Source organism: Streptomyces sp. NPDC037126, from assembly GCF_055605965.1.
This window is the reverse complement of sequence record NZ_JBVJTD010000009.1, coordinates 1-14,880: the sequence shown is the minus strand read 5'-3', so window position 1 is coordinate 14,880 and position 14,880 is coordinate 1. Positions and strand designations below refer to the sequence as shown.

Sequence of the window (14,880 nt, the reverse complement as noted above, 5' to 3'; positions counted from 1 at the left end):
TTGCCCTCGGTAGCGGGGGGCAGACGGAATCTCGTGCTTCGGACCGGAGGCGCGCGCCCAGCGGGAACAGCGAAGGCTGACTGGGCCCCCTCCTGGCGGGCTCGGCGGCATATTCCCGCGGCGACCTGACAGCACCGTTCGGGCATGACCCGGAACCCGTTTTCCGGCCGTGCCCTGAAAACGTTCAGGAGCGAATCCGCATGCTGACCGACATGTCGACAAGCCGTCCCGGCACGCCCGCCGCCCCGTCCGCCGCGCCCGCGCGGCGGAACCACGACGACGCCCCCGACACCACGGAGCTCTTCTCCCGGCTGGCGCACCTGGACGACGGTCCCGAGCGGGACGCCGTGCGCGACGAACTCGTCAGCGCCTGGCTGCCCATGGCGCACCGGATCGCCGGCCGCTTCCGCGATCGCGGCGAGTCCGTCGAGGACCTGCGCCAGGTGGCGGCCCTGGGCCTGGTGAAGGCCGTCGACCGGTTCGACCCGTCGCGCGGGGCGTTCGAGAGCTATGCCGTGCCGACCATCACCGGCGAGGTCAAGCGGCACTTCCGGGACCGCATGTGGGCCCTGCGGGTACCGCGCCGGGTGCAGGAACTGCGCAACCGGGTGCGCGTCGCCCGCCGTGAGCTGACCCAGAACCCCGGCAGCCCCGAGCCCTCCGTCGCCGCCGTCGCCGCCCACACCGGCCTCAGCGAGGACGAGGTCACCGCCGGCATGGAGGCACTGGAGAGCTTCAGCACCCTGTCCCTGGACGCGGAGCTGTCCACCGGCGACGGCGGCTACAGCCTCGCCGACACGCTCGGCGCGGCGGACACCTCCTACGACGTCGTGGTGGACCGCGAGGCCGCCAAGGAAGGGCTGCGCCGCCTGCCCGAACGCGAGCAGGCCATCCTCTACATGCGGTTCTTCGAGGACATGACGCAGAGCCGCATCGCCGACAAGCTCGGCATCTCCCAGATGCACGTCTCCCGGCTGATCAGCCGCAGCTGCGCCCGCGTCCGCGACGAGGCGCTGGGCCGCCGCCACGGCGGGGCCGTGTGAAGGGCGCCGCAGGCGTCACCGCCGTGGCGGTGCGGCCTCCGCGCCGGCGCCCAGCGGGCGGGCCAGGCCGGAGACCGCCTCGTCCAGGCGCTGCAGGTGCCGCAGGACCCGGTCGGTGACCCGGCCGTAGCGAGGGGTTCGCAGGGTGCCCGGCTCCAGCATCGACGCGATGCTGGAGCCGGTCTCGATCCGGGCCGTGGACCGCGGGTCGGCCACGTGCTCCGCGATCGCCTCGATGTTGTGCACGATGCGCCCGCACGCTCCGCGCAGCCGGGGATCCGCCGCGATCGACGGATGCGTGGGCAGCAGCTCCGCCGTCGCCGCCAGTGAACGCCCGTGGTACGCGCAGGTCTCCAGCAGCGCCACCACGTACCGGGCGGTGTCCCGGCGGGCGCGCAGCGGGGTGATCGGATGGGTCAGCGGCTGGGTGGCCGCCCGCAGATCGGCCAGCGTCTGGTCCAGTTCGCGCGCCTGCTCCACCAGATCGCCGCCCGCCCCGCCGCTCAACTGGTCCACCGCGGCCCGGGTGAGGCCGGCGAGCCGGTCCAGGACACCGACGAGGAGTTCGTTCGTCCGGCGGTCGGTGTGGATCGGCAGCACCACGGCCGCCGCGATGATCCCGCAGGCCGCGCCCAGCGCCGTCTCCTCCACCCGCAGGACCAGCACCGCCGTGCTGTAGGTGTTCAGCAGCGTGTACAGCAGTCCGAGCGCCGCCGTGACGAAGAAGGACATCAGCGTGTACGACAGGGGCGCCGTGTAGAACATCGCGAAGACGAACACCAGCACCAGCCCGAACGCCGTCCACGTGTGGTGCCCCACCAGGCCGGCCAGCCCGATGCCGGCCACCACGCCGAGCATCGTGCCCAGCAGCCGCCGGTAGCCCTTCACCAGGATCTCCCCGGTGGACGAGGTGTTGATGAACACGATCCAGCAGGTGAGCACCGCCCAGTACCAGCGCTGGCTGGACAGCAGCTCCCCGCCGACGATGGCCAGGGCGGAGCCGACGGCGACCTGCACCGCCGCCCGGGTGGTGGGCCGCCCGAGGCCGGTCGGCTCCGCCGCCTGGGGCTCGCTCTCCTCGCTGCCCTCGATCGCGGCGTCCTCGGCGTCCAGTTCCTCGCGTGAACGGGCGGTCGCGGGGGAGTCGTCGGACTCGTCCAGCGGCCCGTCGAGGGCGAGCCGCAGTCCCAGCGCGGCCCGGGCCGCCTCGCCGAGCCCGCGGAAGACGTCCTGCACGGCCGGGGAGGCCTTCGGCAGGTTCTCCTCCTCGCGGTAGCCGAGCAGCCGGTTGCGGACCTGTGCGAGCGCCGTGCCCGAGGCCTCGCCGAACGGCCGCAGCGCCAGCAGCCGCAGCGCCTGCAGGTCCCGGCGCAGCGTGGCCGTGGCCTCGTCCCGCACGGGCAGCTCGCCCCCGGTGGGCACCGCGGCGCCCGGCAGGTGCAGGGTGAGGGTGTCGGTCCGCTCGGCGCTGCGCGCGGTGAGCAGCAGCAGGCCGAGGCGCTCGGCGGCGATCTCGGCGTCCGCGGTGCGCCGCTGCAGCAGTCGGGCCACCGCCTCGTCGGAGGTGCCGTCCTCCAGCCGGCCCTGGATCATCAGCGCCGTCTCGTGCAGCCGCGCGGTGCCGGTGCGCAGCTCCTCCAGGACCTTGTCCACCTCGTCGGGCCCGGCGTCCAGCAGCTCGACCTGGATGTCGAACAGCTGGGCCAGCCGGGCCCGGAAGGCCCGGCGCAGCCGGTCCAGGGTGCCCGCCGGGGTCTGCGGCAGCAGCACGAAGCGCGCGGCGGCGCTGCACCCGAACGCCATGCAGATGACGGCGTACAGCTCCGGCAGCACGGACGGGGTCGCGTGCACGAACACGGACAGGAAGTAGACCTGGAAGCCGATCAGCCCGAGCGCCGTGCCGCGGTCGCCGAACCGGCGGCCGTAGACGGCGCCGAAGATGAGGGCGATGAAGAACAGGTCCCCGGCGACGACCAGTTGACCGAGCAGCGTGCCCAGCGACACGGAGGCCAGGGCGACCAGCAGACCGAGCGCGAGCGTGACGGCCTGCTGGTCACGCTGCTTCTCCCGGATCGCGAAGGTCGACACCATCGCCGCGATGGCGCCGGCGACCAGGAGCGGCACGGGGACCCGGAGCACGCCGAGGACGAACAGGGTCAGCGCGATCGACGTGACCGTGCGCAGCCCCGCCGTGAGCCTGAGGAGCCCGGGATCCGACGCCGCGAGCCGGTCCCACATCCGTACCCGCCCCGACCGTACCGCTGACCTCACGCCGCCGCGCTCTCCCGTGTCCGAAAACCGTGCCTCGAATCGATCTCCGTCCAGCATCGCACGCGGCCCCCGCTCACCGGCCCCGGGCCCTGCCGACCCGCTCGCCGTGCCGGGTCACCGGAGACGAGGAGGAGGCCGCCGGTCCCGTGCGGGAGGACCGGCGGCCCCCGGTGCCCGAGTCGTCTCACGGGCTCTCGAGCGCGCCGCCCTCCGCCCGGGCCCGCACCTGCTCCGGCGTCAGATACGAGTCGGTGAACTCGAAGTCCTTCAGCCGGGCGGGCTTGCGGGACTGGAAGCCGGTGCGGACGAAGTCGTCGCCGGCCACCGCGTTCAGCATCCAGTTGGTCATGACCCGCGCCTTGGCGACATTGGTGCGCAGCGCCGACCAGTGGTAGCCGCGGGCCACCACCTGCGCGGGCACCCCACGCAGCTCGATGCCCAGCGGCTTGGACACCGCGTCCTTGCCGCCGAGGTCGACGACGAGGCCCAAGTCCTTGTGCTCATACGGCGACAGCGGCTGGTTCCGCAGCGTCGCGATGACGTTCTCGGCGACCCGCTTCCCCTGGCGCATGGCGTGCTGCGCGGTGGGCGGGCAGACCGCGCCGTCGCCCTTGGCCAGGTCGGGCACGGCGGCCGAGTCGCCGAGGGCGAACACGCCGTCCTGGCCCGGCACGGTCATCTCGGGGTCGACCACCAGGCGGCCGCGTGCCGTCTCCGCGCCCAGTGTGGCGATCAGCGGGCTGGCGACCACGCCGGCCGTCCAGATCAGCGTGTGCGTCGGCACCACCCGGCCGTCGGTGAAGGTGACCTCCTCGGCCGCGGCCTTGTCGATCGACACGCCCAGCGAGACGTCGATGCCGCGCCGCTTCAGGATCTCCTGCGCGCTGCGGCCGAGCTTGTCGCCCAGTTCGGGCATGAGCTTGGGCGCGATGTCGATCAGGTGCCACTTGATCAGGCCCGGGTCCAGACGCGGGTAGCGGCGTACGGCGGCGTGGGTGAGCCGCTGCAGACAGGCGGCGCTCTCGGTGCCCGCGTAGCCGCCGCCGACCACCACGAACTGCAGCCGCGCGGCCCGCTCCGCCGGATCGTCGCTGGCGTCGGCCAGGTCGAGCTGCGAGATCACGTGGTCGCGGATGTAGGCCGCCTCGGCGAGGGTCTTCATCCCGAAGGCGTGCTCGGTCAGGCCCGGGATGTCGAAGGTCCGGGTCACGCTCCCCGGGGCCAGCACGATGTAGTCGTAACGCTCGTTGACGATCTTGTCGGTGATGGTGCGGACGACGCAGACCTTCGCCTTGAGGTCGACGCCGATCGCGCCGCCCGGAATGATCCGCGTGCGGTACCTCCTGCTGCGACGCAGCGACAGCGCGATCGACTGCGGCGTGAGCACGCCGGAGGCGACCTGTGGCAGCAACGGCAGATAGAGCTGGTAGGCGTACGGCGTCACCAGGGTGACGTCCGCCTCGCCGGGTGCGAGCTTGCGCTCCAGGCGGCGGACGCAGCCGACTCCTGCGAAGCCTGCGCCAATCACCAGGATCCTGGGTCGTGTCACGGTGTCCATCCCTTTCTGCGGCTCCAGGCGGTCCGACTCAACGCCGTTCGCATGCCCTGGATCGCGCTGCGCACCACCTCGATCCCACCGTGGCCCAAGCCGTGCCGCCAGCTGGGCGGGGCAGGCAGACGAACGTGCGTGGGCACCAGCATGCCCCCGCAGGGCCTGGAGTAACCGGTTGTCGCGCGGATACACCCGCGCCCCGCTTCACCAGGGCAGGAACGCGTGGATGTCCTTGCCGCCGTCGTGCACCACGACGCTGACCTGGGTGCACAGCGTGTGTACCAGGTGCCAGCCGATTCCGCCGCCGCCCGTCCGTGGGTGGAAGGGCCGCGGCTCGGGCTTGACGGTGCTGCTGTCGCGCATCGTCACGTGCACGCCGTCGAAGGTGCGCCGCAGCCGCAGGTCGAACGGGCCGGGCGCGTACTGGATGACGTTGGCGGCCAGCTCGGTCACGACCAGCAGGATGTCGTCCCAGTACTCGTGCGCGCCGGGAGGCGCGGCACGGGCCAGGGCGCACAGGAAGTCCTCCGCGGCGAGCCGCGCCTCCGTGACGTTGCACAGCTCACCGCCGAAGGAGAACGTACGCTCGTACCTCTCCTCCGAGGGGGGTGGGTCGTCCCAACGCGGCTCCGTCACCATCTCGCATTCCCCGGGCCCGGCCGGAGAGGGGTCTGCCACTGCCCCTCGGCCGGGCCGGTCGTCGTCGCCGATCTCTCGTTGCGCTGCGGGTTCCCCCTGGCGGGCGGACTATCCGTCCGCCCCGGACCGGCGATCCGTCCGCCCGTACCCGCTCAGCGGAAGACGTCGTCCGGGTCGTCCCAGTCGGCCGGCTCCTGCGGCCCGCGCCCGGCCCGGGACCGCGCCTGGTACATCGCGTCGATCTCGCCGGCGTAGTGCCGTGCTATCGCGTCCCGGCGCAGCTTCATGGACGGTGTGAGCAGTCCGTTGTCCGGCGCGAACGGTTCCGGCAGGACACGGTAGACCCTGATGGACTCCGCGCGGGACACCGCACTGTTGGCGGAGGAGACGGCCCGCGCGATCTCCTCCCGCAGCGCGTTCTCCTCGCGGGTCTCCCGGCCCGCGACGTCGCCCTGCAGCGCCAGGGCGGCCCGCCAGTGCGCGAGGAACTCCGGGTCCAGGGTGATCAGGGCGCCCACACAGGGCCGGTCGTCGCCGACCACCACCGCCTGGTGGACGAGCGGGTGCATGCGCAGCCGCTGCTCCAGCGGGGCGGGGGCCACGCTCTTTCCGCCGTTGGTGACGATGATGTCCTTCTTGCGTCCGGTGATCGCCAGATAGCCCTCGGAGTCCAGCCGTCCGATGTCCCCCGTGGCCAGCCAGCCGCCGCGGAGCGCGGACCGGGTCGCCGCCTCGTCGCTGACGTAGCCCTGGAACACCGACGGCCCCCGCACCAGGATCTCCCCGTCGTCGGCCACCTGGACCTCGGTGCCCGGCAGCGGCCTGCCCACCGTCCCGGACTTCTCCAGGCCGAGCGGCTGCATCGTGATCCCGCCGGAGGACTCGGTGAGCCCGTACCCGTCGTGGAGGTACACGCCGATGCCCTCGTAGAACAGGCTCAGGTCGCGGTCGAGGGAGGAGCCGCCGGAGGTGCCGCGGACCACCCTCCCGCCCAGCGCGGCCCGCAGCCGGCGGTACACCGTCCGCTCGTACAGGGCGTGTTGCACCCTCAGCTCGAACCCGGGGCCCGGCCCCCGGCCCAGCCGGCGGCGCTCCTCGGCCGCGGCGAACTCCCGCGCGGTCCCCGCGGCCCGCTCGAACAGGGCGCCTCGGCCCGTCTGTTGGGCCACCCGAAGGAAGTTCTTGTACAGCTTCTCGAACACCGACGGAACGCCGTACAGATACGTCGGCCGGAACGTGGTCAGCGCCGACGCCAGCGCCGTCTCGGTCAGTTCCGGCTCGTGCGCCATCAGGACGCCGCCGCGCACACACGTGAGCATGATCATGATGCCGTAGACATGGGAGAACGGCAGGAAGGCCAGCACGGACGGCTGTTCGCCCGGCGGCGCCGCCGTGTGCCCCCAGCCGGCCAGCAGGACGTCGCACGGGTAGGCGAGCCCCCGGTGGCTCAGCGCGCAGCCCATCGGGCGGCCCGAGGTGCCCGAGGTGTAGACGACGGCCGCCGTGGAGTCGGGCAGCACGAGCCGGCGCAACGACTCCACCGTGGTGTACGGCACGACGGTGCCGCGCTCGACGATGTCGTCCACCGCGCCCGCGTCCAGCTGCCAGACGTTCCGCAGCCGGGGCAGCCGGGTGCACACCGTGCCGACGGTCATGACGCCCTGCTCGTCCTCGACGACCACGGCCACGCAGCCGGCGTCCCGCAGGATCCACTCCACCTGGTCCCGCGAGGAGGACGGATGGATGGGCACGACCTCGGCGCCCACCGCCCACAACGCGTGCGCCAGCACCGTCCACTCGTAGCGGGTGCGGGCCATCAGGGCCACCCGGTGGCCGGGTGAGACCCCGGCCGCGATCAGTCCCTTGGCCAGGTCGACCACTTCGTCCCGCAGCTCCACGGCCGTCACCTCGTGCCACCCGGTGGCGGCGGGCCCGGCCCGGCGCGCGAGCACCGGGCGGGTGGGATCCACGTCCGCGAGGTCGAAGACGCTGTCGGCGAGGCCGCCGGTGAGCGGTGGGGTGGCGGCCGGAGCGAGGGCGACGTCCCGCATGCGCTGCTCCTGGGTGTACAGAGGGTCACTCCGCCGATCGGCTCTGTTGTCGGCGGTGCTCGAATCTAGCCCAGGTGGGCGCGTTCGGTGCCGGGAACGGGGAAGTCGTGATCGGCTGATGATCTGGGCGTGTCCTGGGGACTCGGCAGACATGAGTCATGTGAACCCCGATCCGGAACCCGAACGCACCACCGGGCTGGAGCCCGGCGGCTCGGTCCCGCCCGGTGAGACCCCGCCCGCCGAGAGCAGCATGCCCGAGGCCGGGCCCCGGCAGCCGGACGCAGAGGGTGGTCGAAGACGCCGGTGACGCTGATCATCATCCTCGTCGTGGTGATCGCCGCGTTCTTCCTGGCGTACGCCCTGGCCCTGATCTTCTGAGCTGCCCCTCACCCCTGGGTGTGCCGCACGCACTCGGTGACGACACCCCGCAGGTTGCCGGTCCGCTCCATCAGCCGCCGCTGCTCGCGCGCGCCGTTGCCGCGCCGCAGCACGTACGCGACGCCCTCCTCGGCGCGGGCCGCGTCCCCCGTCCCGGTGAGCGCGTCCCCGGTGTGCTCCAGCAGGGACCGCAGCACCTCCCCGGCGGGCCGCGGGCGCAGGGTCGCCGGGTCGAGGAGTTCCCCGTCCAGCCCCGACCGGGCGGCCTGCCAGACGGCCAGTCTGAGCAGACTCACGCTGTGGTCGAGCGGCGGCCGCCCGGCCCGCCAGTCCCGGGCGGCCGTCTCCACCAGGGCGCGGGTCAGCGTGGCGATCAGCAGGGCGGTGTCCGCGCACAGGCACACGTCCGACACCCTGATCTCGACGGTCGGGTAACGGGCCGACAGCCGCGCGTCGAAATAGACCATCGCCTCGTCGAGGATGACGCCGGTGTCCACCATGTCCGCCACCCGCCGGTGGTACCGCGCCGGCGACTCGAACAGCTCGGTCGGCCCGGCCGACGGCCAGCGCCCCCACACCCGGGTCCGGTAACTGTGGTAGCCGGTGTCGCGGCCCTGCCAGAACGGCGAGTTGGCGCTTATGGCGCAGAGCACCGGAAGCCACGGCCGCAACCGGTCGAGGACCGCCACGCCCTCCTCGTCCGACTCCACCGATACATGCACATGACAGCCGCAGACCAGCTGGTCCCGGGTGCCGATCCCGTACCGCTCGGCCAGCCACTCGTACCGCTCGTTCACCGTGAGGGAGGGACTCACCGGCAGCGGAGAGGTGGCGAGCGCGGCGACCGCGCATCCGATCTGCCCGGCGTGCCGGGCCGCCTCCTTGCGGCAGCGCACGATCTCCTCGCCTAGGTCCGCCATCTCCGCCTGCGGATGCGTCGCGAACTCCAGCATCTGCCCGAACAGCTCCTTCTCGAACACGTCCTGCCCGGGATGGTCACGGGCGGCACGGGCGAGGACGGCCGACGCCAGCGCCTTCGGGTCGCCGCTGTCCGGATCGACCAGAAGAAGTTCCTCCTCCACTCCGACGGTGCGCACGCGGTGCCGCCCTTCATCCCTGCCGGCAGGGGCAGTCATGGGTTCGTACGACCCCGACTGCCCCTGGGGCGGCCGTCGACACCTGCGAGTCAGCGCAGGGGGGTGAGGAACACCGTGGCGAGCGGCGGCAGGGTGAGCCGGAGGAACCCGTCCTCCGGTTTGAGCGCCCCCGGCGCACCGGCGCCGACTCCGCCGCCCCCGTAGCGGACGTCGTCGGTGTTGAGCGCCTCCTGCCAGGCGGGCACCTCGTCGGGCACCCAGAGGCGGTAGTCCTCCCGGACGACGGGGGAGAGGTTGGAGACCGCGAGCAGGGGGGTGCCGTCGGCCGCGAACCGCAGGAACGCGAAGACGTTGTCGTCCGCCGCGTCGCACAGCAGCCACCGGAACCCGCCCGGGTCGGTGTCCCGCTGCCACAGCGCAGGCGTCGCCCGGTACAGGGCGTTCAGGTCCCGGACCAGTTCCTGGACGCCCCGGTGGTCACCCGCGGAGTGGTACTCGTCGTCCAGCAGCCACCACTCCGGGCCGTGGGCCTCGGACCACTCGGCGCCCTGGGCGAACTCCTGCCCCATGAACAGCAGCTGCTTGCCGGGGTGGGCCCACATGAAGCCCAGGTACGCCCGGTGGTTGGCGCGCCGCTGCCACCAGTCGCCCGGCATCTTCGACACCAGCGCCTGCTTGCCGTGCACCACCTCGTCGTGGGAGATGGGCAGCACGTAGTTCTCGCTGTAGGCGTACACCATCGAGAAGGTCATCTCGTCGTGGTGGTACCTGCGGTGCACCGGCTCCTTCTGGATGTACTGCAGCGAGTCGTGCATCCAGCCCATGTTCCACTTCAGCCCGAACCCGAGCCCGCCGCCGTCGGTCGGCCGGGTCACCCCGTCCCACGCGGTGGACTCCTCGGCGATGGTGACCACACCCGGGCAGCGCCGGTACACGGTGGCGTTCATCTCCTGCAGGAACGCGACCGCGTCCAGGTCCTCCCGGCCGCCGAACACGTTGGGCTCCCACTGGCCCGAGTCCCGCGAGTAGTCGAGGTAGAGCATGGAGGCGACGGCGTCCACCCGCAGGCCGTCGATGTGGAACTCCTCGCACCAGTACACGGCGTTCGCCACCAGGAAGTTGCGCACCTCGGTACGCCCGTAGTCGAACTCGTACGTCCCCCAGTCGGGGTGCTCGGCACGCAGCGGGTTCCCGGGCTCGTACAGCGGGTCCCCGTCGAACCGGGCGAGCGCCCAGTCGTCCTTCGGGAAGTGCGCCGGCACCCAGTCCATGATCACGCCGATGCCGGCCCGGTGCAGCGCGTCCACCAGGTACCTGAAGTCGTCGGGCGAGCCGAGGCGGGGCGTGGGCGCGTAGTACGAGGTGACCTGGTAGCCCCACGAACCGCTGAACGGATGCCCCGCGACCGGCATCAGCTCCACGTGTGTGAAGCCCATCTCCCTGACGTAACCGGGCAGTTCCTCGGCGAGCTGCCGATAGGTCGATCCGGGCTTCCAGGACGGGAGATGCACCTCGTACACCGAGAACGGCGCCTCGTGCACCGGGGTGTCGCCCCGGTGCGCCATCCACTGCGCGTCACCCCACTCGTAGCGCGACGCCGTCACGACCGACGCCGTGTCCGGCGGTACCTCCGTGCACCGCGCCATCGGGTCGGCCTTGAGGAAGCCGTGCCCGTAGCGGGAGGTGATCCGGAACTTGTAGCGGGCGCCCTCGCCGATCCCCGGCAGGAACAACTCCCACACCCCGGACGCGCCGAGCGAGCGCATCGGGTACTGCGTGCCGTCCCAGTAGGTGAAGTCCCCGGCGACGCCCACCCCCTGGGCGTTGGGCGCCCACACGGTGAACCGGGTGCCGGCCACGCCCTGGTGGGTCATCGGCTCCGCGCCCAGCGCCCGCCACAGCTCCTCGTGCCGGCCCTCGCGGATCAGGTGCAGGTCCAGCTCGCCCAGCGCGGGCAGGAAGCGGTACGGATCGTGCACCTCCTGCTCCTCGCCGTCGTACGTCACCAGCAGGGTGTACGACGGGATCTCCGGGTAGGGCAGGACGGCGGCGAAGAGCCCACCGCCCTCCGAGGCGAGCGGCTCGCGCACCCCGTCCACCAGGACGCTGACCGCCCGGGCGTTGGGGCGCAGCGCCCGGAACAGGGTGCCCTCCGGGACCGGGTGGACGCCCAGCAGGGCGTGCGGATCGTGGTGTGCGCCGCCCAGCAGGCGGCCCCGGTCGCCGGGGTCGAGCGCGAGGGCCGCGGGCGGCACGGGGCCCGCGGCCTCCGGCAGCGAAGAGTCGCGCAGTGCCATGTCGTCAGCCTCCCCACACCGCGAGTCGCTTGATCGCGGCCATCGGGACCGGCAGCCAGTCCGGCCGGTGTCTCGCCTCGTACAACACCTCGTACACCGCCCTGTCCGTCTCGTGCGCGCGCAGCAGCGCGTGCTTCTTGCGTGGATCCCAGCCGGCGCGGGCCGCGTAGCCCGCGCAGAACGCCTCCCGGCAGCGGCGCGCCCACTCGGGTCGCCAGGGGCGGCGCTGCCGGGCCGCGTAGTCGAAGGAGCGCAGCATCCCGGCCACATCCCGCACCGGGGACTGCGGGGCCCGCCGCTCGATGAGCGGCCTGGACGGTTCTCCCTCGAAGTCGATCACGAACCAGTCGCGGCCCGCCCGCAGCACCTGCCCGAGGTGCAGATCGCCGTGGATGCGCTGGGCGGCCGGCCCGGTGTCACACGTGGCGAGCGCCCCGAACGCGGCCCGCAGCCCGGGCACGAACGGCTTCAGCCCGGGCACGGCGTGCGCAGCGGCCTCCAGCCGCGCGCACATCTCCTCGGCCGTGCGGCCGTTCTCGCCGGGCCCGGCCGGCGGAAAGGCCTCGGCCAGCGCCAGGTGCACCTCGGCCATGGCCCGGCCCAGCTCGCGGGCCTCGGCGGTGAAGTCGTCGCCCGCGGCGAGCGCCCGCAGCGCCAGCGTCCAGCCGTCCGTGGCGTCCGGCAGGAACGGCTGGAGCACACCGAGCGTCGCCGGACGCGGCGAGGTGGTGGTGAACCAGGCCACCGGCGCGGGCACCCGGGTGCAGCCCTGCGCGGCCAGCGCGGCCGACACCTCCAGGTCCGGGTTCACCCCGGGCTGGATACGGCGGAAGACCTTCAGGATGAACGCGTCGCCGTACACGAGCGAGGTGTTGGACTGCTCGGCGTCCAGCAGGCGCGGCGGAAGCCCCCCGGGCAGGTGGACGGCGGGGTCCGCGTCGAAACGCAGCGGGCCCGCCGTGCCGGGCTGCCGCAGCCGCTCCAGCAGCAGGTGGGCCGAGCGCGGGTCGTGCAGTGCGTCGTACACCGCGAACCCGGCCAACGGGCCCACCTCGGCGCGCCCGATGAAGGCCCGCTCCAGCCGCGGCGCGAGGTGCTCGCGCAGCCCCAGCAGCAGTTGGTAGCAGTCGCCGGGCGGGGGAGTGCCGCCGGGGGGCGGCACCGGGGCGTGCGAGGCGTGCACCAGCAGGTGCAGGCACCCCGGGAACAGCTCGGTCACGGAGAGCAGCGACAGATCGGTGACGGGGCGGTCCTTGCCCGCGAACCAGCGTTGCCTCGGCAGCCACTCGTGCAACAGCCCGCCGAGCGAGGCCAAGGGCGCCTCGACGCCGGCCGTGGTTCTCGGCCGGGCGGTGATGGTCTTCGGCATGGTGACGCGTCCTTTCCTCGGCGCCGGACGTTCAGCGGCGGCGGCCGATGCGGGATGCGACTCGGGTGAGCCGGAACCAGTAGAAGCCGTGACCCTGCAGGGTGAGCAGGTAGGGCAGTTCACCGATGGCGGGGAAGCGCACCCCGCCGATCAGCTCGACGGGGTGGCGTCCGTCGTAGGCCCGCAGGTCGAGCTCGGTGGGCTGGGCGAAGCGGGAGAAGTTGTTGACGCACAGCACGAGGTCGTCGCCGTACTCGCGCAGGAAGGCGAGCACCGCCGGGTTCGACGACTGTAGTTCCGTGAACGAGCCGAGTCCGAAGGCGGGGTTCTGCTTGCGGATCTCGATCATGCGGCGCGTCCAGTGCAGCAGGCTGGACGGCGAGGACATCGAGGCCTCGACGTTGGTGACCTGGTAGCCGTAGACCGGGTCCATGATCGTGGGCAGGTAGAGGCGTCCCGGGTCGCAGGACGAGAAGCCGGCGTTGCGGTCGGGCGTCCACTGCATGGGGGTGCGGACGGCGTCGCGGTCGCCGAGCCAGATGTTGTCGCCCATGCCGATCTCGTCGCCGTAGTACAGGATCGGCGAGCCGGGCAGGGACAGCAGCAGCGCGGTGAACAGCTCGATCTGGTTGCGGTCGTTGTCGAGCAGCGGTGCCAGGCGCCGCCGGATGCCGATGTTGGCGCGCATCCGCGGGTCCTTGGCGTACTCCGCCCACATGTAGTCGCGTTCCTCGTCGGTGACCATCTCGAGTGTCAGCTCGTCGTGGTTGCGCAGGAAGATGCCCCACTGGCAATTGGCGGGAATGGGCGGGGTCTTGGCGAGGATTTCCGAGACGGGGTAGCGCGACTCCCTGCGTACGGCCATGAAGATGCGGGGCATGACGGGGAAGTGGAACGCCATGTGGCACTCGTCGCCGCCGCTCGGGTAGTCGCCGAAGTAGTCGACGACGTCCTCGGGCCACTGGTTGGCCTCGGCCAGCAGCACGGTGTCCGGGTACATCGCGTCGATCTCCTTGCGCACCCGCCTCAGGAACTCGTGGGTCGCGGGCAGGTTCTCGCAGTTGGTGCCCTCCTCCGCGAAGAGGTAGGGGACCGCGTCCAGGCGGTAGCCGTCGATGCCCAGGTCCAGCCAGAAGCGCAGGGCGGCCAGGATCTCCTCCTGCACCGCCGGGTTCTCGTAGTTGAGGTCCGGCTGGTGGGAGAAGAAGCGGTGGAAGTAGTACTGGCCGCGCACGGGGTCGAAGGTCCAGTTGGAGGCCTCGGTGTCGACGAAGATGATCCGCGCGTCCTCGTACTGCTTGTCGTCGTCGGCCCACATGTAGAAGTCCCCGTAGGGACCTTCGGGGTTCTCGCGGGACTCCTGGAACCACGGGTGCTGGTCGCTGGTGTGGTTCACGACGAAGTCGATGATCACGCGCATGCCGCGCTGGTGGGCGGCGTCCACGAACTCCACGAAGTCGGCGAGGTCGCCGAACTCCGGGAGCACCGCGGTGTAGTCGGACACGTCGTAACCGCCGTCCCGCAGGGGGGACTTGAAGAACGGCGGCAGCCACAGGCAGTCCACGCCGAGCCACTGCAGATAGTCGAGCTTGGCGGTCAGGCCCTTCAGGTCACCGACGCCGTCGCCGTTGCTGTCCTGGAAGGAGCGGACCAGGACCTCGTAGAAGACGGCGCGCTTGAACCAGTCCGGGTCCCGGTCCTTGGCGGGAGTGTCCTCGAAGGTGTCCACCACGGGTTCGTTGACGGTCATGAAGCTGCGGGCCCTCCGATCTGGGGCGTCGAACGCCCGACGTGGAGCACGTGCGCAGGCGCCCGGCCGGGCGTGAGACGCACGTAGTTGGTCCTGCCCCAGTGGTACGTCTCGCCCGTCAGTTCGTCGTGCACGGGCAGGGCGGCGTGCCGGTCCAGGCCGAGTTGCGGCATGTCCAACGAGACCGTGGCCTCCTGGGTGTGATGCGGGTCGAGGTTGACGACCACGATGACCGTGTCCGTCCCCGTGCTCTTGCTGTAGGCGAGCACGGCGTCGTTGTCGGTCTGATGGAAGCGGAGGTTCCGCAGGCGCTGTAGCGCCGGGTGCCGGCGGCGGATGTCGTTGAGCCGGGTGACGAGGGGGGCGATGGTGCGGCCCTCCTTCTCGGCCGCCTCCCAGTCGCGGGGCCTCAGCTGGTACTTCTCCGAGTCCA

General features: G+C 72.1%; 10 protein-coding genes and 1 pseudogene. 2 read left to right on the top strand and 9 right to left on the bottom strand.

What is annotated here, in order from left to right:
- The first annotated feature begins 200 nt into the window (after positions 1 to 200).
- On the top strand, positions 201 to 1,043 hold the full coding sequence (locus ACZ7FF_RS20625) for a SigB/SigF/SigG family RNA polymerase sigma factor (RefSeq protein WP_470813681.1): 843 nt from the start codon (positions 201 to 203) through the stop codon (positions 1,041 to 1,043).
- 15 nt (positions 1,044 to 1,058) lie between these two features.
- On the opposite strand, the gene ACZ7FF_RS20620 is transcribed toward ACZ7FF_RS20625, so the two are convergent.
- The 4 genes from ACZ7FF_RS20620 to ACZ7FF_RS20605 form a co-directional block, all read right to left on the bottom strand.
- A complete protein-coding gene (locus ACZ7FF_RS20620) occupies positions 1,059 to 3,281 on the bottom strand; it encodes an FUSC family protein (RefSeq protein WP_470813953.1) in 2,223 nt (740 codons plus the stop codon).
- 217 nt (positions 3,282 to 3,498) lie between these two features.
- Complete coding sequence (locus tag ACZ7FF_RS20615) at positions 3,499 to 4,872, bottom strand: NAD(P)/FAD-dependent oxidoreductase (protein WP_470813680.1); 1,374 nt, start codon at positions 4,870 to 4,872, stop codon at positions 3,499 to 3,501.
- 198 nt (positions 4,873 to 5,070) lie between these two features.
- Positions 5,071 to 5,505, bottom strand: a complete 435-nt coding sequence (locus tag ACZ7FF_RS20610; protein ID WP_470813679.1) for an ATP-binding protein — start codon at positions 5,503 to 5,505, stop codon at positions 5,071 to 5,073.
- Between the two features lie 152 nt (positions 5,506 to 5,657).
- Positions 5,658 to 7,556: an AMP-dependent synthetase/ligase gene (locus ACZ7FF_RS20605; RefSeq protein ID WP_470813678.1), complete on the bottom strand. Its 1,899-nt coding sequence runs from the start codon at positions 7,554 to 7,556 to the stop codon at positions 5,658 to 5,660.
- A 151-nt stretch (positions 7,557 to 7,707) separates the two neighbouring features.
- On the opposite strand from ACZ7FF_RS20605, the pseudogene ACZ7FF_RS20600 reads away from it, so the two are divergent.
- Positions 7,708 to 7,934 (top strand): annotated as a pseudogene (locus ACZ7FF_RS20600) (DUF6480 family protein).
- Positions 7,935 to 7,942: 8 nt separating this feature from the next.
- On the opposite strand, the gene ACZ7FF_RS20595 reads toward ACZ7FF_RS20600, so the two are convergent.
- From ACZ7FF_RS20595 to ACZ7FF_RS20575, 5 genes are all read right to left on the bottom strand, one after another.
- Entirely contained in the window at positions 7,943 to 9,031 is a 1,089-nt protein-coding gene (locus tag ACZ7FF_RS20595) for a glutamate--cysteine ligase 2 (protein ID WP_470813677.1), read from the bottom strand.
- A gap of 89 nt (positions 9,032 to 9,120) precedes the next feature.
- Entirely contained in the window at positions 9,121 to 11,328 is a 2,208-nt protein-coding gene (glgB, locus tag ACZ7FF_RS20590) for a 1,4-alpha-glucan branching protein GlgB (RefSeq protein ID WP_470813676.1), read from the bottom strand.
- A 4-nt stretch (positions 11,329 to 11,332) separates the two neighbouring features.
- Positions 11,333 to 12,697 (bottom strand): maltokinase N-terminal cap-like domain-containing protein, encoded by a 1,365-nt coding sequence (locus tag ACZ7FF_RS20585; protein WP_470813675.1) that lies wholly within the window; start codon positions 12,695 to 12,697, stop codon positions 11,333 to 11,335.
- 31 nt (positions 12,698 to 12,728) lie between these two features.
- Positions 12,729 to 14,447 (bottom strand): maltose alpha-D-glucosyltransferase, encoded by a 1,719-nt coding sequence (treS, locus tag ACZ7FF_RS20580; RefSeq protein ID WP_470813674.1) that lies wholly within the window; start codon positions 14,445 to 14,447, stop codon positions 12,729 to 12,731.
- On the bottom strand, positions 14,444 to 14,880 hold a 437-nt coding region (locus tag ACZ7FF_RS20575; RefSeq protein ID WP_470813673.1), incomplete at its 5' end, for an alpha-glucosidase C-terminal domain-containing protein. The genes treS and ACZ7FF_RS20575, both read right to left, overlap by 4 nt.